General features: G+C 74.7%; 17 protein-coding genes. 1 reads left to right on the top strand and 16 read right to left on the bottom strand.

Annotated features, from left to right (window positions below):
- The first annotated feature begins 104 nt into the window (after positions 1 to 104).
- A complete protein-coding gene (locus tag AMIR_RS14770) occupies positions 105 to 3,545 on the top strand; it encodes an ATP-binding protein (protein WP_015801764.1) in 3,441 nt (1,146 codons plus the stop codon).
- A gap of 290 nt (positions 3,546 to 3,835) precedes the next feature.
- Here the strand turns inward: AMIR_RS14770 and AMIR_RS14765 are convergent, their stop codons facing one another.
- From AMIR_RS14765 to AMIR_RS14695, 16 genes are all read right to left on the bottom strand, one after another.
- On the bottom strand, positions 3,836 to 4,075 hold the full coding sequence (locus AMIR_RS14765; RefSeq protein WP_015801763.1) for a hypothetical protein: 240 nt from the start codon (positions 4,073 to 4,075) through the stop codon (positions 3,836 to 3,838).
- A gap of 1 nt (position 4,076) precedes the next feature.
- Positions 4,077 to 4,700, bottom strand: coding sequence for a helix-turn-helix transcriptional regulator (locus tag AMIR_RS14760; protein WP_015801762.1), 624 nt, complete (start codon positions 4,698 to 4,700; stop codon positions 4,077 to 4,079).
- A 73-nt stretch (positions 4,701 to 4,773) separates the two neighbouring features.
- Positions 4,774 to 5,799, bottom strand: coding sequence for an NAD-dependent epimerase/dehydratase family protein (locus AMIR_RS14755; RefSeq protein ID WP_015801761.1), 1,026 nt, complete (start codon positions 5,797 to 5,799; stop codon positions 4,774 to 4,776).
- A 28-nt stretch (positions 5,800 to 5,827) separates the two neighbouring features.
- Positions 5,828 to 6,823, bottom strand: a complete 996-nt coding sequence (locus AMIR_RS14750) for a zinc ribbon domain-containing protein (protein WP_015801760.1) — start codon at positions 6,821 to 6,823, stop codon at positions 5,828 to 5,830.
- Between the two features lie 407 nt (positions 6,824 to 7,230).
- A complete protein-coding gene (locus AMIR_RS14745) occupies positions 7,231 to 7,806 on the bottom strand; it encodes a phage tail protein (protein WP_015801759.1) in 576 nt (191 codons plus the stop codon).
- Complete coding sequence (locus AMIR_RS14740) at positions 7,803 to 9,755, bottom strand: putative baseplate assembly protein (protein ID WP_015801758.1); 1,953 nt, start codon at positions 9,753 to 9,755, stop codon at positions 7,803 to 7,805. The genes AMIR_RS14745 and AMIR_RS14740 overlap by 4 nt, the downstream gene beginning before the upstream one ends.
- Positions 9,755 to 10,162, bottom strand: coding sequence for a GPW/gp25 family protein (locus AMIR_RS14735; RefSeq protein ID WP_015801757.1), 408 nt, complete (start codon positions 10,160 to 10,162; stop codon positions 9,755 to 9,757). Before AMIR_RS14735 ends, AMIR_RS14740 begins: the two co-directional genes overlap by 1 nt.
- A complete protein-coding gene (locus tag AMIR_RS14730) occupies positions 10,159 to 10,470 on the bottom strand; it encodes a PAAR domain-containing protein (RefSeq protein WP_015801756.1) in 312 nt (103 codons plus the stop codon). Before AMIR_RS14730 ends, AMIR_RS14735 begins: the two co-directional genes overlap by 4 nt.
- A gap of 33 nt (positions 10,471 to 10,503) precedes the next feature.
- Positions 10,504 to 12,273 (bottom strand): VgrG-related protein, encoded by a 1,770-nt coding sequence (locus AMIR_RS14725; RefSeq protein ID WP_015801755.1) that lies wholly within the window; start codon positions 12,271 to 12,273, stop codon positions 10,504 to 10,506.
- Positions 12,270 to 12,980, bottom strand: coding sequence for a CIS tube protein (locus AMIR_RS14720; RefSeq protein WP_015801754.1), 711 nt, complete (start codon positions 12,978 to 12,980; stop codon positions 12,270 to 12,272). Before AMIR_RS14720 ends, AMIR_RS14725 begins: the two co-directional genes overlap by 4 nt.
- A 24-nt stretch (positions 12,981 to 13,004) precedes the next feature.
- Positions 13,005 to 13,430: a phage tail protein gene (locus tag AMIR_RS14715; protein WP_015801753.1), complete on the bottom strand. Its 426-nt coding sequence runs from the start codon at positions 13,428 to 13,430 to the stop codon at positions 13,005 to 13,007.
- 50 nt (positions 13,431 to 13,480) lie between these two features.
- Positions 13,481 to 16,243, bottom strand: a complete 2,763-nt coding sequence (locus AMIR_RS39155) for a hypothetical protein (RefSeq protein WP_015801752.1) — start codon at positions 16,241 to 16,243, stop codon at positions 13,481 to 13,483.
- 104 nt (positions 16,244 to 16,347) lie between these two features.
- Positions 16,348 to 16,506, bottom strand: coding sequence for a DUF6760 family protein (locus tag AMIR_RS40275; RefSeq protein ID WP_015801751.1), 159 nt, complete (start codon positions 16,504 to 16,506; stop codon positions 16,348 to 16,350).
- Entirely contained in the window at positions 16,503 to 17,003 is a 501-nt protein-coding gene (locus AMIR_RS14705; RefSeq protein WP_015801750.1) for a hypothetical protein, read from the bottom strand. The genes AMIR_RS40275 and AMIR_RS14705 overlap by 4 nt, the downstream gene beginning before the upstream one ends.
- The gene (locus AMIR_RS14700) at positions 17,000 to 17,440 is read right to left on the bottom strand and encodes a phage tail protein (RefSeq protein ID WP_015801749.1); all 441 of its coding nucleotides are present in this window, start codon (positions 17,438 to 17,440) and stop codon (positions 17,000 to 17,002) included. The genes AMIR_RS14705 and AMIR_RS14700 overlap by 4 nt, the downstream gene beginning before the upstream one ends.
- A gap of 46 nt (positions 17,441 to 17,486) precedes the next feature.
- Complete coding sequence (locus AMIR_RS14695; protein WP_015801748.1) at positions 17,487 to 19,016, bottom strand: phage tail sheath family protein; 1,530 nt, start codon at positions 19,014 to 19,016, stop codon at positions 17,487 to 17,489.
- Between the last annotated feature and the right edge of the window lie 382 nt (positions 19,017 to 19,398).

Here is a 19,398-nt window from a genome sequence, read left to right as displayed (position 1 = left end):
CTCGGGACCTCGGGGCGCTCGGGAACCACCGGGCGCGCGCGTGCGACCGGGGTGGCCGGGTGGAGCGGGCGCGCTTCGGGCGTGCGGCGGGCGGGAGGGGCGGCGTGAGCGGTGGGGCGGCGGGGTTGCGGGTCGCGCTGCTCGGGCCGGTGCGCGCCTGGGTCGGCGAGCGGGAGGTCGAGCTCGGGTCGTCGCGGCAGCGCGGGGTGTTCACCGTGCTCGCCCTGCGCGCGGGCACGGCCGTGCGGCGGGACGAGCTGATCCGGGGCGTGTGGGGCGACGACGCGCCCGCCACGGCGGGCGGCAGCGTGCACACCTACGTGTCCGTGCTGCGCAAGGCCCTCGAACCCGACCGGCCGCGCGGGACGCCGCCCCGGCTGCTGGAGTCCTCCGGCTCCGGCTACCGGCTGCGCCTGGAGGCGGCCGACTCGGACGTGGCCGCGTTCGCCGCGCTGCGCGAGCGCGCCCGCGAGCAGCTCGCCGCCGAGGAGCACCGGGCCGCGCTGCGCACGCTCGACGAGGCGCTGGCGCTGTGGCGCGGCACCGCCCTGTCCGGGTTGGACGGCCCGTTCGCCCGCGCCCGGCGCGCCTCCCTCGGCGAGGCCCGCTCCGCCGCGCGCGAGGCGCGGGCCGAGGCGGCGCTGGCGCTGGGCGAGCACGGCGACGTCATCGGCGAGCTGGGCGCGCTGGTCGCCGAGGAGCCGCTGCGCGAGCGCGCCCGCGAGCTGCTCGCCCTCGCGCTGCACCGGGCCGGGCGCAGCGCCGAGGCGCTGGAGGTGCTGCGGGAGGCCAGGCGGGTGCTGCGCGACGAGCTGGGCGTCGACCCCGGACCCGGCCTGCGCGCCGCCCGCGACCTGGTGCTGCGCGACCACCGCGCGGGCCCCGGCCAGGATCCGCCGCAGGCCGCCGCCATCCCCCGGCCGAGGCGCGGTGAGGCCGACCAGGTCCTCGTCGGCCGGGACGAGGAGCTGCGGGTGGCTCGGGAGCTGATCGGCGCCACGTCCTCGGGCCGGGGGCGGGTGCTGTGGGTGGAGGGCGAGATGGGCATCGGCAAGTCCAGCCTGCTCGCGGCGGTGACCGCGCTCGCCTCGGCCGCCGGTCACCGCGTCGCGCACGGCGTCGCCGACGAGCTGGGCACCCGGTTCCCGCTGCGGCTGGCCATGGACTGCCTGGACGTGGACGTGCGCTCCCCCGACCCGCGCCGCGCCGCGACCGCCCGCGCCCTGCGCGACGAGCGCCCGCCGTCCGGGTCGGTGTTCACCGCCGGTGACCCGATCGCGGCGGCCGTGGAGCGGCTGGGCGCGCTCGTGGAGCGGCTGTGCGGGGACGGGCCGCTGACCGTGGTCATGGACGACCTGCAGTGGGCCGACGAGAGCAGCACCGAGCTGTGGCACCGGCTCACCGGCGTCGCCCGCAGGCAGCCGCTGCTGCTGGTCGGGGCGGCCAGGCCGGTGCCGCACCGGGTCGACGTGGCCCGGTTGCGCCGCGACGCCGAGGCGGGCGGGGCGGCGCTGGACCTGCTGCCGCTGACCGACTCGGCCGTCACCAGCGTGGTCGGCCAGCTGGTCGGGGCCGCGCCGGGGCCGGGGCTGCGGCGGGTCGCGGCGCGCGCGGGCGGCAACCCGCTGTACGTGCGGGAGGTCGCCGACGCGCTGGTGCGCGAGCGCGCGGTGCTGGTGTCGGCCGGGATCGCCGAGGTCGCCCCGGACGTGCTGGACCGCACCCCGGTGTCGCTGGTGTCGGCGGTGGCCGACCGGCTGGACTTCCTGACCGACCCGACCAGGCAGGTGCTGCGCTGGGCCGCGCTGCTCGGCGGCGAGTTCTCCGTGGAGGACCTGTCGGTGGTGCTGGCCAGGCCGGTGCCGGACCTGCTGGGCGCGTTCACCGAGGCGCTCGCGGCCGGGGTGCTGCGCGACGCCGGGTCGCGGATGGCGTTCCGGCACCCGGTGATCCGGCAGGCCCTGTACGAGGGCACCCCGTCCGCGCTGCGCACCGCCCTGCACCAGCAGGCGGCGCGGGCGCTCGCCGAGTCCGGGGCGCCCGCCGAGCACGTGGCCGGGCAGCTGATGGCGGCGGCGGGCGAGGTGGACGCGTGGGCGGTGCGCTGGGTGGTCGGCAACGCGCAGCCGCTCGGGGACCGGGCGCCGCTGGTCGCGGTGGAGCTGCTGCAGCGGTGCCTGGCCTCGCCGCGCGCCCCGCAGGACACCCGGTCGGCGCTGGCCGCGCGGCTGAGCTCGGTGCTGTTCCGGGTGGGCCGGGACGCCGAGGCCGAGGAGCACGCCCGGCGCGCCCTTCCCGGTCTGCGCGACGCCGACCAGGTCGCCAAGGCCCGCTGGACGCTGGCGTACGTGCCCTACCGGGCGTCCCGGCCGCGCGCCGCGCTGGCGGAGCTGCGGGAGGCGCTGGCCGACCCGGTGCTCACCGACACCTGGCGGGCGCGGCTGCTGTCGCTGCTGTCGCTGGTGCAGCGGGCCGGGGTCGGGGACCTGGACCAGGCGGCGGTGAGCGCGCGGCAGGCCATCGCGGTGGGCGAGCGGGCGGGCGACCCGTTCGCGATCGGGCAGGCGCTGGAGGTGCTGTGGCAGGTGGAGGCGGTGCGGCGGGACTACGCGCGGGCCGTCGGCTACCTGGACCAGGCGCTGGACGTGGTCGGCACGGACGTGGGGCTGGCCGACCTGCGGCTGGTGCTGCTGGACAACCGGGTGTTCACGCTCCAGTGCCTCGACCGGCTGGACGAGGCCGGTCAGGTGCTGGAGCAGGCGTTCCGGGTGGCCGGTCCGGGCACGCCGGTGGCCGGGCTGCAGGTGGCGGCGGCGGTGCACGGGTTCTGGCTGGGCGACTGGGGCGGGGCGGTGGCGCGGCTCGGGGCGGTCATGGCGGACGCGGAGGAGTTCACCGGGTTCGGGCTGCGCGAGGGCGGGCCGGTGCTGCTGCTGCACGGGGTGGCCGCGCTGATCGCCGCGCACCGGGACGACGGGGCGGCGCTGGCCGCGCACCTGGCGGCCGGGGCGAACCTGCCGCTGGTCACGGCGGCGGACCGGGAGAACTGCGACTTCCTGGTGGCGGCCGAGGCGATGGGGGCGGCGCGCGGCGGCGACGAGGCGGGGGCGGTGCAGCTGCTCGGGGCGATCCTGGACACCCGGTTCGCGCAGATGATGCTGCGGCACCAGTGGTTGCCGGACCTGGTGCGGCTGGCGCTGGCCTGCGGGGACCGGGCCACGGCGCGCGAGGCCGTCGAGGCGTGCGAGGCGGAGGCGGCGCGGGAGACCACGACGGCGCGGGCGGCGGCTGCGGCGCGGCGGTGCCGGTGCGTGCTGGAGGGCGACGCGGACGGGCTGGCCGAGGTCGCCGGGCACTACCGGCGGGCCGGGCGGGTGTTCGAGCTGGGGCAGACCCTGGAGGACCGGGCGGTGCTGCTGGCCGGGCGGTCCGGGGCGGGCGCGGCCGAGCGGGAGGCGGCGCTGGGCGAGGCGCTGGAGGTGTACGAGGGGCTGGGCGCGCGGTGGGACGTGCGGCGGCTGCTGGAGCGGGCGGGCGGGGACTGACTCGCGGGCGGTTGGGCGTGACGTCGGGCCTGCGGCCGGGCGTGACGTCGGGCCTGCGGCCGGGCGTGACGTCGGGCCTGCGGCCGGGCGTGACGTCGGGCCTGCGGTCGGGCGTGACGTCGGGCCTGCGGTCGGGCGTGACGTCGGGCGTGCGGGGATCGGGTTCGGGGTGCGGGAGCGCTCCCGGTCCACTCCGGACGGTCGGCGGGCCGCGTCCGGGCGGCGCTCGGGGCCACCCCTGCCCGTTCCCCCGGCGGTCCTCCCCCAGTTCGGGACCGCGCGGGGACCGGTCACGGCAGCAGACCCGCCGGACCGCCCTCCTCGGCCACGAGCGGGGCGCCGATCACCCCGTCCCGCGACATCACCCAGTCCGGGTCGACGGGCGCCGGGCCGCGCGGCGCGGGCACGGCCTTCGGCGCGCCCGTCGCCCTGATTCCCCGCACGAGCAGGTCGACCACCCGGCGCATGTCGGCCTTCCGGTCCACCGGCCCGCCGTCACCGCCCCGGTCCGCGCCGGAGGGGGCGGCCACCTCAGATCATCCCCTTCCGCAGCGCGTACGCCACCGCGTGCGGCCGGTTGCGCAGGTGCAGCCGCGTCGTGATGCCGTAGAAGACGTTCTTCACGGTCCGCTCCGAGTAGCTGAGCCTGGTCGCGATCTCGGCGGTGTCCAGTCCCTCCGCGATGAGCCGCAGCACGTCGGCCTCCCGCGAGGTGAGCCGGTCGGGGCCGGTCTCGGTGGCCACCAGCTCGCGCTGGAGCCGCTGCACGTGCCTGAGCAGCTCGGCCACCAGGTTCGGCGGCATCACCCCGCCGCCCTCGGCCGCCGCGAGGACGCTGCGCAGCACCCGGTCGCCGGTGGCGGCGGTGCGCGGCACGATCGCCACGACCCGGCACTCGGCGGCGGTGAGCACGTCCGCGTCGCCCACCTCGTCGAGCACCAGCACCACCGGCGTCCCCGCCTCGGTCGCGGCGCGCCGCAGCCGGGAGGTGACCTCCTCGGTGAACTTCGGCACCGCCACCACGGCCACGTCCGCGCTCGCCCGCTCGCGCTGCCCCACCAGCACGACCTCGGACCTTCCCGCGAGGTAACTCGTGAGCCCCGCAAGGCTGAGGTGGTCGGTCGACTGCACCGCCACCCGAACTCGCTGATCCACCACTGCCTCCCACAGTCCCGGATTGTGCGAGTCCGACTCTGCCGGTGGCCGCTTCACGCGTTCTCAACCGCTTCTACACGACTTCTCCAGGCAGCCGCTCCAGCCGCGCCGACCAGTGCCGGTGGGCCGCCGCGACCAGGTCGGGCAGCGCGGTGGTGGGCCGCCAGCGCGGGTAGTGCGCGCGGAACTTGGCGGTGTCCGTGCTCCAGTAGCGCACGTCGGCGTAGCGGGGTTCGGGGTCGTAGTCGAAGGCGACCTGGTGGTCGGTGAGGTGCTCGTAGCCCGCGATGGCCTCCAGCAGGGAGCAGCTGCGCTCCCTGCCGCCGCCGGCGTGGTAGACCTCGCCGGGTCTGGGGGCCATGGCGAACTGCCAGAACATCTCGACCAGGTCGGCGACGTCGAGCACGTCCCGCACCTGCTTGCCTCCGAAGCCCCGGACCACGAACGGGGAGCCGCGCAGGGCGTCGCGGACGAGGGCGGAGACGAAGCCGTGCTGCGCGAACGGGGACTCGCCGGTGGTGGCGACCAGGCCGGCGGTGCGGAAGACGCCGACGGCGACGTCGAGCCGCTTGCCGCTGTCCTGGGCGGCGAGGTCGGCGGCGAGCAGGGCGGTGCCGCGCGGGGTGCGCTCCACGTGGTCGACGTGGCGGGCCTCGGGCAGGCCGCGGTCGTGCGCCGGGTGGTCCTCGGGCAGGTCCCAGCGGGTGGCGGACTCGACCAGGGGCAGAAGGTTGGGAGCGGTCCCGTAGACCTCCACGCCGGAGTTCAGCACGAACACCGCGTCCGGGCAGCGGGCGTGCACGGCGTGCAGGAGGTTCGAGGTGCCGACCGCGATCAGCATCAGGTCCTGGCCCTCGGGCTCGCGGCCGGTGTGGACGACCAGGCGCACGTCCGAGCCGTACTCGGCGAGCACGGTGGAGACGGCGGCGCGGTCGGCGAGGTCGACGCGGTGGTGGCGGAAGCGGGCGGTCGGCTCGGCGGGGGTGGTGGGGCCCGCGGTGGCGTCGAGGCCGACGAGCAGGTCGTAGCGGGGGCCGAGGGCGCGCACCACCTCGCCCCCGACGAGCCCGGTGGGGTCGGTGACCACGGCGATGTCCATCGGTGCGCTCCTCGTCTCGGTGGGGGGATCAGGGCCTGCGGAAGAACTCGACCTCGCCGAGGGCGATGTGCCCGCCGGGCGGTTGACCGGCCGCGCCGGTGATCACCAGGCGGATCCGGACCACGTCGCTGACGCCGGTGTTCCACTGCTGCGGTCCCGGCTTGTCGGCGAGCTCGACCCGCTCGGCGCGGGTCGTGCCGTCCTCGGCGGTGGTGACCACCTCCAGGGAGGAGGGCCTGCCCTGGGCGGCGAACTGCTGCTGGTCCTCGGCGGCCCCGGTGTGCACGATCAGGGCGAGCAGGCGGAACGGCTCGGCGAAGGCGAACTCGATCGAGTCGCCGACGGCCGGGGCGCCCCAGTAGCGGTTGCTGGCGCCGTCGACGGCGAGGTTCGCCGGGTGGTCGGGCAGCTGGGCGCTGGCGTCGGTGCCCGAGGGTCCGACCGGGGCCGGGGTGGCGAGCTTGTCCAGGGTGTCCTGCCACAGGTCGACCGCGCGCGGGGAGAAGAGGTAGCCGGCGATCAGCAGGGCCGCGACGGCGGCGATGGCGGCGAGCCTGCGCAGCAGCCGGGACCGGTCGCCGCGCCACCGCCTGCGCTGCCTGCCGCCTGCCTGCCTGGCGCGCTGCTCCGGGTGGAGCGGGGTGGCGCAGCGGCGGCAGAAGCGGCGGTCGGGCGGGTTGGCGGTGCCGCAGTTGGGGCACGGCGGTCCGACGACGCCGTCCCGGATCGGGGTGGTGGTCTCGGGGCGCTGGGCCTCGGGCAGTCCGGGCAGGACGGGGCCGAGGTCGCCGGGGGCGCGCTCGGCCGCCTGCGCGGGGGCGGCGGGGCCGAACACGGCGGGCGCGGGGGCGCGGGTGTCGCCGGTGGTGGCGAAGCTGGTGGAACGGCCACCCCACCAGGGCCACCGGATGGCCTTGAGGAACCGGGCCCAGGCGGAGCCGGTGGGCTCAGGGCGGGGTGGTGGGGGTGCGGCGGGTGTGGGCTCGGGGGGCGGGGACTTCGGCTGCTCGTCGGTCGGCAGCACGGCCCAGGGCGGGGTGGTGCGCGGGGGTTCGGCGCGCGGCGGCTCGACACGCGCGGGTTCGGCACGCGGTGGGAAAGCGCGGGACGGGTCCGCCCTCGGCGGCTCGGGGGCCGCCCGCGGCGGCTCAACCCGTGGCGGCTCAACCCGCGGCGGTTCCGCGCGTGGCGGCTCAGCCCGAGGCGGCTCAACCCGTGGCGGCTCCGCCCGAGGCGGTTCAGGTCGTGGTGGTTCAGGTCGTGGTGGTTCGGCTCTGGGTGGCTCAGCCCGAGGCGGGGCCGAAGGCGCCCCCACGGCGCCCCCTCCCCCGCCCTGCTTGCCGCTCCCCCACCCCAGGTAGGTCCCGCAGTTGCCGCAGAAGTCGTCCAGCGGCCCGACCTGCGCCCCGCACTGCGGGCACGTCACCGCGCTCACCCCGCCTCACCGCCCCGCTCCCCGTCCGACCCCGGCTCCCCGTCCAGCACCTCGACCACGCACCGCAGGTGCACCGGGCACAGCGACTCGACCAGCTCCTCCACCCGCTCCCGGTCCACCGCCGCCACCCCCGGCCGCACCCGCACCACCACCGGCCCGTCCGGCCCCGCCGGGATCGTGGCGTCCGGCTCCGGCGACCAGCTCGCGCCCGGCCCGTCCAGCACCTCCACCCGCACCCCCAGCGACAGCTCGACCCGCTCCACCAGCCCGGACACCGTGCCGCGCTTGGCGTGCAGCTCCACCGCCCGGCTCACCGCCGCGCGCCGCAGCTCCAGCGGCCACCGGGGGTCGACCTCGGCCGCGACCCACTCCGACAGCCACGCCAGGAAGTCCTCCGGCGCGAGGTCGGGGTCGAGGTAAGCGGTAATGTTGTCCACAGTGGACAAAATCGCCGACAGCACCGCGTCGAGCCCGTCGGTGAACCGCTGCGCGAACCCGTCCTCCGCGTACAGGGCGGGCAGCAGGGCGCCGATGGGGTGGCTGCTGGGCAGCTCCGGCAGCGCGGCCCTCACCGCTGCTCCACCGCGACCTGGTGCTGGTGCGAGAACACCAGCGCGTTCGGCGCGATCTCCAGCCGCTCCACCGGCCCGCCGCGCGCCCCGGTGATCGGGTTCGCCGGGAACATCCGGATCTCCTCCACCAGCGACACCCCCGGAACCCGTTGCAGCACCGCGAACACCTCGCCGAACTGCACGGGCCTGCCGAACTCCCACCCCTCGCCGTCGCGCCCGCCGCGCAGCGGGTTCAGGTAGCGGTGCAGGGCGGCCAGCGCCTCGCGCCGCACCCGCTCGGCCTCGGACTCGGCGGCCACCAGCCGCGCCACGACCGTGACCCCCTGGTAGCGCGGCGGTTCCACCACCAGGCGGCTGCCGATGAGCCTGCGCTCCTCCAGGTACCGGGCCACCGTCGTCAGCAGCTCCTGCCCCGGCATGAGCTGCTCGAACCGCAACCGGTCGTCCTCGTCGGCCACCGCGTCGGGCACCAGCAGCACCCGCGCGCCGTGCTCGGCGGGCAGGCAGCGCACCCGCGCCAGCGACGGCGCGGCCTGCTTGGCGAGCAGCTCGTGGTCCTCGGCGGTGACCGCCCGCCACTGGGCGCGCAGCTGGTTGGGCACCCGCTGCTTGGCCTCGGGCACGGTCTCGGCCTCCACGCCGCCGCGCGCCGCCTCCCGGTTCACCACCTCCGCCACGTACGGGACGGAGCTGCGCAGCACGGAGATCGCGCCGCGCGCCACGTTGCCGCCGCGCCCGCCCCCGGTGCGGTAGCGGGGGACCCGGATCACCGCGCCCTTGGCCGGGACGGCCCCGTAGCGGCGCAGCCCGCCGTCGGCCTCGCGCACGGCGGGCGGGAACCGCAGCTCGCCGGTGCCCGCGTCGAGCACGACGTGCCGGTCGTCCGGCCCCGAGGAGCCGAAGTCGTCCACCGTGGACCAGTCGACCCAGCCCTCGCCCTCGGAGACCTGCACGACCACGGGCGGCCCGTCCAGCAGCACCGGCGCGGAGGGCAGCGGGAACCGCTGGCCCGGCACCCCGGCCGACTCGCCGACGACGACGTCGGTGCTGGTCTCGGCGTGCTCGGCGACGACGGTGCCGCCGATGGTGTAGGCCTCCACCTCGCGCACGGTCGGCGACTCGGAGTAGAACGGCTGCCCCGTGACGGGTTCCACGACGCGGCAGCGCAACCACCCGGCGGTGCTGCCCGCGACGTTCGACTCGACGTGCCCGGCGGGCACGTGCAGCACGACCTCGCCGGGCCGGTTCAGCCCGCCGGTGCCGTCCTCGTCGACCTCGCACGGCGCCCACCCGGCGCCGTCCCAGGCCTCCCACACCAGCGGCGGTTGCCTCGGGTCGACGCCGATGCCCTCCACGCTGCTGTCCAGGCGCAGCACGACGGCGCAGCGCGGCACCGCCGCCGACAGGCCGATCAGCATCGCGTCGCCCGCGCGCGGCGAGGGCTGGAACACCTGGACGTTCTTGCGGGTGTCCGGGTCGACGTCGGCGTTGCCGCGCAGGTCCCTGGTGCGGTCGGCGTGCTCGCCGCCCTCGGTGCGGGTGACCAGCCGTTCCAGCTCGCACGGCACGATCGGCAGGTCGTCGGTGGTGGCGAACACGACACCGCCCGTGCTCTCGCCGCCGATCGTGGTGACCTCGGTCCCGGCGGGCAGCAGCACGGTGTCCGGTTGGGCGGCGGACAGCCAGAACGTGACGCCCGCGCGGGCGGCGGTGGGCGGGAACAGGCTGACGCCGAGCAGGTCGAGGAACGCCAGGTGGTTCTTCTCCGGCACCCGGTTCAGCCGGTACACCAGCTGGTCGACCATGTGCGCGAAGGTCTCGATCAGCGTGACGCCGGGGTCGGAGACGTTGTGGTCCGTCCACTCCGGACAGCTCTGCTGGACGTACCGCTTGGCCTCGTCCACGAGCTGCTGGAACCGGCGGTCGTCGAGGTTCGGGGCGGGCAGCATCAGACGACCTCGCTCTCCTCGGAGGGGATGGTGTAGAAGGGGAAGACCAGGTTGCGCGGGTCGTTGGTGCTGCGGACCAGGTAGCGCACGTCGATGTAGAGCGTGCCGGTGTCGACCGCGTCGAACGCGACGACCACGTCGGTGACCTCGATGCGCGGCTCCCAGCGCTCCAGTGCGGTGCGCACCTCGCGGGAGATGTCACCGGCGGTGGCGCCGTCGGCGGAGGCGAACACCAGGTCGTGGATGCCGCAGCCGAACTCCGGGCGCATGGGCCGCTCGCCGGGCGCGGTGCCGAGGATGAGCCGCACGGCCTCCTGGATCTCCTGCTCGCGCTCGACCATGCCGATGCCGCCGCGCGCGTCGACGCCGAGCGGGAAGCCCCAACCCCGGCCGATGAACCCGCTCACAGCGGCCCCCCGACGAAGACGGTGCGCAGCGGCGGGATCGGGATGATCTTCGCCCCGCACGAGGTCTGGTCGCCGACGACGGCGGCGGGCAGCCCGCCGACGAACACCCTGCTGGCCAAGGACTTCCCCGGCAGCACCAGGTTCGCCACGCTCGCGATGGCGTGCGGCGGGATGACGCAGACGTGCTGGGCGCTGACCACGGCGGCGGGCAGGCCCTGGACGAGCACGGTCATGGCCTTCGCCGACTTGGGCGGTCCGATCGTGCCGCCGTGCGTGGTCTTGTCGTTGACCCTGGCAGCCATGGGCATGGCTGGTCCTCCTCGCGCTGACTCGGTGCCGGCTCAGTTGAGCCGGATGGTGCGGCCCTTGACGACGACGTCGCCGGTGAAGCCGGTGTCGATGTCGACGCCGGTCCTGGCCGAGACGTCGACCTTGCGGCCCGCCTTGAGCGTGATCCCGCCGCGACCGGCGTCGATCTCGACCCCGGTGCGGGAGAGCGTGATGCTGCACCCGCCGGTCCGGCCGCCCTGGATCAGCCGCAGCTCGTTCTTCTTGCGGTCCAGCACCACTTCGAGCTTGTCGTCGCCGGACCCGAGCCGCACGCCCTGCGCGGCGGCGCCGTCGAGCAGTTCGAGCCGGTCGCCCTTGCGGTTGACCAGGGAGCGGCGGTTGACCTTGCCGCTGCGGCCGTCCACGAGCTTCTGGTCGTGCTTGGACGGCTTGTCCACCCCGTTGTAGAGCCCGCCGAGCACGTAGGGCCGGTCGAGGCTGCCCTGCTCGAAGCCGACCAGGACCTCGTCCTTGACGTCGGGGCTGAACACGCCGCCGCCCGCGACGCCGCCGAGCTGCACGGTGCGCACCCAGTCGGAGACGTACTTGTCGTCCAGCCACGGGAACCTCAGCCGCACCCAGCCGCGCTCGCCGTTGCCGGTCTCCTTGATGTCGGTGACCTCGGCGATGGCCAGGCCCGGCATCCTCGGGCCCCTGGACGGGATGGAGTCGTGGGCGACGAGGCCCGCGAACGAGCGGTCGGCGGAGGCGCTGACGAGCACGGTGGTGCGGTAGCCCCGGTTCGGCTCGATGACGTGCGTGACGGCGGTGGCGGTGTAGCGCCCGCTGAACGCCGCGCCGACGTTGCCCAGCGCGATCGGGATGCCCGCGCGCAGCTGCGGGTTGCCCTCCACCACGGCCTCCAGCTCGCCGTAGCCCGCGCTCAGCGACTCCTCCAGGGCCTTGGCTGCGGCGTCGGCCTCGGCCTGCGTGGCGTACGGGGTGCCCGCGGCCAGCAGCTTGCCGCCGGAGGTGAGCTTGGCGGCCTTGGTGGCGAGCAGGCCGGGCACGACGGTCTTGCTGGGCTGCGGCTTGCGGGTGGCCACGATCTCCCTCTTGGTGGCCTGGTTCCAGCCGCGCACCTCCACGCCGCCGGTCTGCTCGCTGGTGCCCAGGACCGCGCGCAGCGCCATCAGGTTGCGCCCGTACTCCAGCACGTACGGGCTCTTCTCCGCCGACGTGGTGGGCGCGGGCGCCTTGGACGCGGGCTCGGGCTTGACGAAGTCCAGCACGCCCTTGTCGTCCACGCGCACCAGCGTGCCGTGCTCGCGGGCCAGCGTCTGCAGGAAGTCCCAGTCCGAGACGCCCGCCTGGCTGATGTGCTGGTAGGTGATCGGCGCGGCCTCGACCTTGCCGACGGTGAGGCCGGCGTTCTTGGCGACCTTGCGGATGATCGCGGTCGCGCTCATCTCGTGGAACGCCTCGACGCGGCGCCCGCGCAGCAGCCGGTGCGCGCGGTTCATGGCCCGCAGCACCGTGTACGAGCCGGTGCCGTCGACCTCCAGCTCGATCGAGGTGACCTCGCCCCGGAACAGCAGCTCCTTCGCGTTGGTGCGGGCCGAGGCGACCGACACCTCCAGCGGCGAGCCGAGCGTGATCCCGGTGTCCTTGAGCATCTCGTGCGAGCCGTCGCGGTAGGTCAGCACGGCCACGTCCGGCAGGCCGACGTTCTCGTCCACCACGCAGCTGACCAGCTCGTCGTCCCACGGCGGCTGGACCGGCCCGCCGCCCGCGACGACGGCGCTGGCCGCGAACGCGCGCCCTTCCTCGGTGCCGCTCACCGGCCACCTCCGTCTGCCAGGGGCACCAGCAGCTCGGTGCCCGGAACCAGGACCATCGGGTCGTCGATGTCGTTGGCCTCGGCGATGACGCGCCAGGCCGTGGGGTCGCCGTACTCGCGGAACGCCAGCTGCGCCAACGTGTCCCCGACGACGACGCGGTGCGTGCGGCTGGCCTCCTCGGTGCCGGAGGTCGGGTTCTGGCCGGGCGGGTCGACCCCGGCCTCCTCGATCGACAGCGAGCAGGTGGCGCGCAGCGGCGTGCCGTCGACGTCGAACAGCGAGTAGTCGACCGACAGGCTGGAGAGCACCCCGTCGAACGACACGGACTTCGCGGTGCCCCACTCGAAGCGCACCCACGGGCTCGCGGGCTTCTTCTTCGCGATGCTGCTCTTGGTGGGCACGCACGCCACCATCAGGCTCTCGATGCGCTGCTCCACCGAGTTGTCGTGCTTGGCCGTGGCGTCCAGGAACACCTGCACGGACAGGGTCCGCGGCCCGCTGCCGACGAACTCGGGCAGCGAGGCCGACCCGGCCATGCGGGCGGGCTGGCGGCGCCACTCGGTGGACTTGGACAGCGAGAGCGCGTTGGGGTTGAACTGGAACTTGACGGTGGCGAGCTTCCCACCCGGTTTCGCGCCGACCCTCGGGGGCGGCTCCATGATGACCAGGCGGGCCTTGACGAGGCTCGCGCCCGAGGTGGGCGGCACGGCGTTCTTCCCTTCTTCCCGGTCTCAGGAGGCCTGGAGGCCCTCGTGGGCGATCTCCAGGGTCTCGACCGCGGCCGAGGAGCTGGACGGGTCGAACGACGGGCCCTGCCAGCGCACCGGCACCACGCCGATGACCTGCCAGCGCACGATCGGCTTCAGGTCCGGGGTGAGCGCGACGATCTCGCCGTCCTTCTTCTCCACCTGGCGCACCGTCTCGTCCAGCCAGCGCAGCACCTTGGAGGAGTCCTCGGTGACCGGGCGGGTCATGGTGATGTTGGTCCAGGTCATGCGGGTGGGCAGCTGCCAGGCGAACCCGTTGTTGCCGCCCTCGTTGTAGGCCTCGACCTCCATCTGCGCGCCGAGGCCCTCGCAGGTGTGGAACGTGCCGAGGCTGTTGCCCGCGATGGAGAGGCGGAAGTACACGGTGCTGGCGAACACGTCCGCGCTCATCGCTGTGGTCCTCCTGCTTCGGGTTCGCCGCCCCCTCGGTGGGGCTGGGTTCAGCGGCGGTGGTCGTGGGGGCGGCCGACGCGGTCGCGGTCCCTGCGGAGCTCGTTGCGCATCAGGCGGGACAGGGGTTCGACGAGCTTGCGGGCGAGGGCGTCCAGGTCGGCCCGGTCCTGGCCCTGCTCGTCCTTGTCCACGTCGGGGGCGGTGAGGTCGCCCTTCACGGGGGCGGGGGTGGGGGCGTGGTCGGGCGGGGTGGGGGTCGGGGCGTTCTTCGGGGACGGGGGTTGGGCGGCCTTCTCGGCCCGCTGGACCGGTTGGGCGGCGGGCCGGGAGGAGCTGTTCTGCTTGGCCGCGAACCGGGGGTTGACCCACTGGAAGCCACCGGTGGCGCTTGGGCTGGTGGTGGTTGAGCCGGTGGGGCTTGGGCTGGTGACGACCGGGGTGGTGGCGACTGGACCGGTGGTCGCGCCGGCGACGCTCGGGGGTGCGGTGCTCGGGCTTGCGGCACGCTGAGCAGTGGTTGGGGTCGCATCGGTCTGGCTCGCGCTGCCCTGCGGGACGGTGTTCCACGGGGTTGGGGCGCGGTGGACCGCCGTCACCGGGACGACCGGCACGGCGGGCACCTGGTGCGGCGCCGAGGTGGACGGCGGCCCGGTGTCCAGGCGGCGGGGTGGGATCGGGCGGACGACCGGGGTGGAGCGCACGGTGGGCTTCGCGGCGCGCTGGACCACCGGAGCGGCGCTCGCTGGGGACGCTGGGGACGCGGAGAGCTTGGGGCGCAACGGGTTCCTGGTGATCAGCGGGACCGGGCTGGTGGCGCGCTGGACCGGAGCCGAGGTCGGGGTGGTCGGGCGAACCAGAGGGAGACCGGTGGGGCTGATCACCGTCCCAGGAGAGGCGGAGGGCGAGCCCTGCTCGAACTGCGCGGTCTTGAGCTGCGCGGTCTTGAGCTGGGCGGTCTTGAGCTGGGCGACCAGGGATTCCGAGGAGGCGCGCTCAACCTGTGGTTGTGCGGAGGGAGCCCGCAGACTCGCGATCGGCTGATCCGGGGAGAGCGGCTCCATGCGTTGGACCACCGCATCGGCCCCGATCAGCTGGGGCGTGACAGCACTGAGTTTGGCGGCATCGGACTCGGCGGCAGTGGGCTTGGTGGCAGTGGGCTTGGTGGCAGTGGGCTTGGTGGCAGCGGGCGCGCTTGTGGTTGGCTTGGCCGGAATGGACTGGTGGGAGCTGTTCTTGGTGGTGCTCTGCCGAGGGGGCGTGTCACCGCGGTTGGTGGTGGCCCGCTGGATCGGCGCCAGCGGGTTCGTGGTGGGCATGGCGCTGGCCGGGATGGCGCTGATCGGGGCGCCGAGTCCGCTCGGCCGGACCACGCCGGGACGCGCCGGTGTCGCGGGAGTGGCCGCGGCTGGAGCCGAAGAGACGAGCGGGGCGCCCAGCACGGGCGCGGTCCTCGGCCTGGTCTTCGGTTCCGACGCGGTGGTTTCGGGACGCGCCGAGGTTTCCGCGGTGTCCACCGAGCGCTGAACGTCTGGCACCGCAGCGGGAGCGGACCCTGGGATGTTCTTGGCCTGGGTCGCGAGCGGCAGCTCCGAGGTCGCGTGAGGCGACTCCGGGGTGGCGAGCGGCAACTCCGGGGTGGCGGCGGTCGACGGCGGTTCGACGGTGACCGGGGTGCTTGCCTGCGCCTGGGGCGGTTGCGCCGTCGGGGTGGCGCGCTGGACCACAGCGGGGATCTGCCTGGTGGGCAGGTCCTCCGGGGTGCGGGCGGCGATCAGCGGGCGGGTCAGCGGGAGCAGTGGGACCGAGCGCTGCACGTCAACGCTCGCCTCAGCCGGTGGAGCACTCGCCTCGGACACCGGAGCAGAGCTCGCTGCGGGCTCGGATGCGGCAGGTCGGGGTGCGGTCGACTTGGGCGCACTCGGCTCGGGCGCACTCGGCTTGGGCGTGCTCGACTTGGGGGCGGTCACCTTGGGGGCGGGAGACTTTTGAGTCGTGGTCCTCTGGGCCGTGGTCTTGGTGGGGCGGACCGAGTTCGGGACGACTCGGACGGTGCGCTTGGGCAGGTTCACGAGTTGTGCGGCGGCGCTGCGCCGCACCTGGGGCGCCTTGGGGGCAGTAGGTTCCGCCGGCGTTGCGGCACGGCGCTGCACGAACTCCCGTGTGGGCGGCGCGGCAGCCGGTTCCTGCGGGCTGACCAGCGGCGTGCCCGTCGAAGAGGTCTCAGGTCGCCGCACAGCGGGCGCGGTGTTCTCCTGCCGTGCAACGGGCGCGGTGTTCTCCTGCCGCGTAGCGGGTTCGCGGCTGAGGAGGCGTTGGATCCAGTTGCCCTTCTTCGCCCTGGGCACTGCGCGGCTGGACGTGGCGGCACGTGCCGGAACCTCGCCACCCTCGACCGGTGCGGCGGAAGGTTCGACGCTCGGGGAGGTGGCGGCAGCCCTGCTCACCGGCTTCTCCGCGCGCTGCGCCCGCCGCCGCGCGGAACCGTCCGACACCCGCTGCACCGCCGCCGGTTCCACGTCCGGCTCGTCGATCCCGTTGGTGCGGAAGACGAAATCGCCGCTGTCCCCGTACTCCGGCGTGGCCAGCGGGCGCAGCTGGGCCACCCCGCGCACCACGCCCACGGGCGCGTCCGCGCTGAGCGAGTGCCCCATCGGCCCCGTGCCCACCGTGTGGTCCTGCCAGGAGGCGAGGCCGTCGCGGAAGCGCACCCCGTCGCCCACCGGGACCCGACCGCCCAGCACGCCGCCGCCCTTCGGGGCCGCGCGCCACCCGCCGTCCCACGGCGGCAGCGGCGCCGAACGCCGCTGCACCGCGACCGGCCCGTCAACGGCGCTCCCAGCACCGCCAACGGAAGCAGCAGGAGCCCCGGCCCCAGCTTCCCCACCCCGCCTGCGGAATCCCCAGCGCACCCGGCTCACCTCCCCTCGTTCACCCTCGTGTTGATCCGCGCGATCTCCGCGACCCACCGCCTGCGCTCGTGGTGCTCCAGGTCCAGGACCTCGCCGCGGGACCAGTGGAAGTGGTAGGCCACGTACGCGACCTCCTCGTGCAGGCGGTCGGCCGCGTACGTCACGATTCCCCCAGGCGACCACCGGCCAGGTCGACCTCGAACGCGGCCCCGCACGACGGGCACGCCACACCGGCCCTGGTGTGCCCCTCGCTGTTGATCCGCCGGTAGAAGTCCTGCAGGAACGCGATGTCCGTGGCGTACATCTGCTCGACCACCCCGGCGTGCACCTCGGGCACCGAGCCCAGCCGCGTGATCACCTGGCTGAGCAGCACCACGCTCAGGTAACCGGGGTTCTCCTTGACCCGCAGGTCGATCTGCGGGCGCAGCTCGTCCCGCGCGGTCGCCAGCCGCATCACGCCGTGCCGGTGCACCTGCCCGTCCTGGTCGACGTAGCCGCGCGGCAGCTCGAACTCGAACTCGGTGCGCAGCCTCGGGGGCACGGAGTCCAGCCCCCCGGCGAAGTCCTGCCGGGAGGTGGGCCCCTCGGAAGAGGCCCGCTCCGGCTGCCTGTCGGTGACCAGCTCGTCCAGCTGGTCGATCGCGATCGTCCGACGCCTCATTCGACCTTGATCTCCTCGAACGTGAGGGTCACCTTCTCCGAGGCAGCGGTGGACTCGCCCGCCTTGAGCGAGGGGCCCTCCCAGCGGCTGGCCCACGCGTTCATCAGCTGCATCCGGCGCACCGTGTTGCCCTCGGTGTCCTTGATCTCGATGGTGACGTTCTGGCGGGCGGCGCTGACCGCCCCCTTCTCCAGGGTCTCGTTGAGCCACTTGGACAGCTCGTCGCTCTGGTCGAGGCCGCGGGTCAGGGTGACCTCGCCGCCCTTCTGCGCGCCGGGCTGCTTGCGGATCAGCGGCCTGCCGGTGGCGGTGACCTGGAAGACCTCGACCACGTCCTCCTCGACGGTCAGGCCGCTGACCTCCTGCAGCGACTCGACCGTGTAGCCGCCGAGCTGCACGCCGAAGATGTGTGTTGCGAGGGCGTCGCCTTCAGCCATTGCTGTGCTCACCTTTCTGCTTCACGCGCCACCACGGGCGCGCGGGTCACTCGCTGACGAGGCTGGTGCTGTCGGAGAACTGCGCGAGCCGGAACACGACGAACTCGGCGGGCTTGACCGGCGCGACGCCGATCTCGCAGATGACCTGGCCGAGGTCGATCGACTCGGCCGGGTTGTTCTCCGCGTCGCACTTGACGTAGAACGCCTCGGCCGGGGTGCGGCCGAACAGCGCGCCCTGCCGCCACTGCTCGGTGAGGAACGCGGTGATGTTGCGCCGGATGCTGGACCACAGCCGGTCGTCGTTCGGCTCGAACACCACCCACTGGGTGCCGATCAGGATCGACTCCTCCAGGTAGTTGAAGAGCCTGCGCACGTTCAGGTAGCGCCACGCCGGGTCGGAGGACACCGTGCGGGCGCCCCAGATCCGGATGCCGCGACCGGCGAAGGCGCGGATGCAGTTGACGCCGATGGGGTTGAGCAGGTCCTGCTCGGACTTGCTGATCCCGGTCTCCAGGTCGACCGCGCCGCGCAGCACCTCGTTCGCGGGGGCCTTGTGCACGCCGCGCTCGGCGTCGCTGCGGCCCCACACGCCGGCGACGTGCCCGGACGGCGGGACGAAGGTGTTGCGCCCGCTGGACGGGTCGAACACCTTGATCCACGGGTAGTACAGGGTGGCGAAGTTCGAGTCGTAGCCCGCTTCCTCCAGCCGCCAGGCCCGCACCCGCTGCGGGGTCAGGCCGGGAGGGGCGTCGAGCACGGCGACCCGGTCGCCCATCTGCTCGCAGTGCGAGATGACCGCGAGCTGCACGGTCTTCACGCCCTCCAGGTCGATCTGGCCGCGCTGGTAGGAGCTCATCAGGTCGGGCACCGCGACCATGGTGACCGCGTCGATGCTCTCCAGACCGCCGAACCCGGTGCGGGCCTCGCTGTCGCCCAGGTACTCCTGCGGGTCGATCCGCGCGGGCACACCGGCCGAGGACGCCGGGGCGGTCGCGCCGGGCAGCGCCACGGTCTGCTTGTCGGGCTTGGTGAGCGCGCCGCTGGGCTGCTCGACCACCTCGACCAGCTTGGAGCGCTCGGCCAGCTGGGTGGCGACGTAGTTCTTGGCGTTCTTGCGGATGGACACGTCGTGCGTCTCCACGACCCGGTTCCCCTGGCGCACCAGGAGCTTGAAGCGGTCGTCGGGCGGGTTCTCGCCGTCGGCGTCGACCACCTCGACGGAGACGTCGCCGCCGGCGTCGGGCAGGGCCCGCACGGTCAACGAGCCCAACCGCACCGGCTCGGCCTTCGGCGGCTCGACGCTCTCCTGCCGCTCCCCGCCGACCCTCACCACGTACGCGGAGCCGCCGCCGTTGGAGAAGTAGCCGTAGACGGCGTGCGGCAGGTAGGCGTCCTCGGTGAAACCGCCGAACAGCTGGACGAACTGGTTCCAGTTGGCGACCAGCGTTGGCCGGTGGAACGGTCCGCGCTCGGCGAAGCCGACGAAGGCCGCGACGGCGGTTCCCACGCCCTCGATCGGCCGGGCGCCGGACTGGACCTCCTCCACGTACACGCCGGGCGAGAGGTACTGCGGCATGTTCGCTCCTTCGTTCTCTTCTGGCGCTCCCCGTCCCGACGGCGCTGGCGCCCGGTGACGTTCCGCTCTGGCTCCCCCAGCCTGTCCCTCGCGGGCGCGCGAGGGCAGGACCGCCGGTCCACGGGGGAGTGCACACCGTTGCCTGAAGGGGCAAGGGGAACGCGGCGCCCCACCCGCCGCATCGGTCGCGGGGGCGGCGGGTGGGGCGGGTGCCGCTAGTCCATCTCGAAGAACAGGTCCGCGTCGGCCCCCTGGTCCTCGGACGAGGAGCTTTTGTTGTCCTGGGCGGGAGCCGGGACGGGGGCCTGCACAGCAGGGGGCTGCGCAACAGGGGCCTGCGCAGCAGGAGCCCGTACGACGGGAGCGGTCGGCGGGGTGCGCG

Origin of the sequence: Actinosynnema mirum DSM 43827, assembly GCF_000023245.1 — a bacterium.
Classification (GTDB): Bacteria; Actinomycetota; Actinomycetes; order Mycobacteriales; family Pseudonocardiaceae; genus Actinosynnema; species Actinosynnema mirum.
This window is presented reverse-complemented; position numbering and strand designations above follow the sequence as displayed.

What these genes read in the sequence shown, in the direction of transcription:
- AMIR_RS14755 (WP_015801761.1), bottom strand. Translation starts at nt 5,799, where the DNA reads ATGGACATCGCCGTGGTCACCGACCCCACCGGGCTCGTCGGGGGCGAG.
- AMIR_RS14740 (WP_015801758.1), bottom strand. Translation starts at nt 9,755, where the DNA reads ATGCTGCCCGCCCCGAACCTCGACGACCGCCGGTTCCAGCAGCTCGTG.
- AMIR_RS14730 (WP_015801756.1), bottom strand. Translation starts at nt 10,470, where the DNA reads ATGCCCATGGCTGCCAGGGTCAACGACAAGACCACGCACGGCGGCACG.
- AMIR_RS14715 (WP_015801753.1), bottom strand. Translation starts at nt 13,430, where the DNA reads ATGAGCGCGGACGTGTTCGCCAGCACCGTGTACTTCCGCCTCTCCATC.
- AMIR_RS14705 (WP_015801750.1), bottom strand. Translation starts at nt 17,003, where the DNA reads ATGAGGCGTCGGACGATCGCGATCGACCAGCTGGACGAGCTGGTCACC.
- AMIR_RS14700 (WP_015801749.1), bottom strand. Translation starts at nt 17,440, where the DNA reads ATGGCTGAAGGCGACGCCCTCGCAACACACATCTTCGGCGTGCAGCTC.
- AMIR_RS14695 (WP_015801748.1), bottom strand. Translation starts at nt 19,016, where the DNA reads ATGCCGCAGTACCTCTCGCCCGGCGTGTACGTGGAGGAGGTCCAGTCC.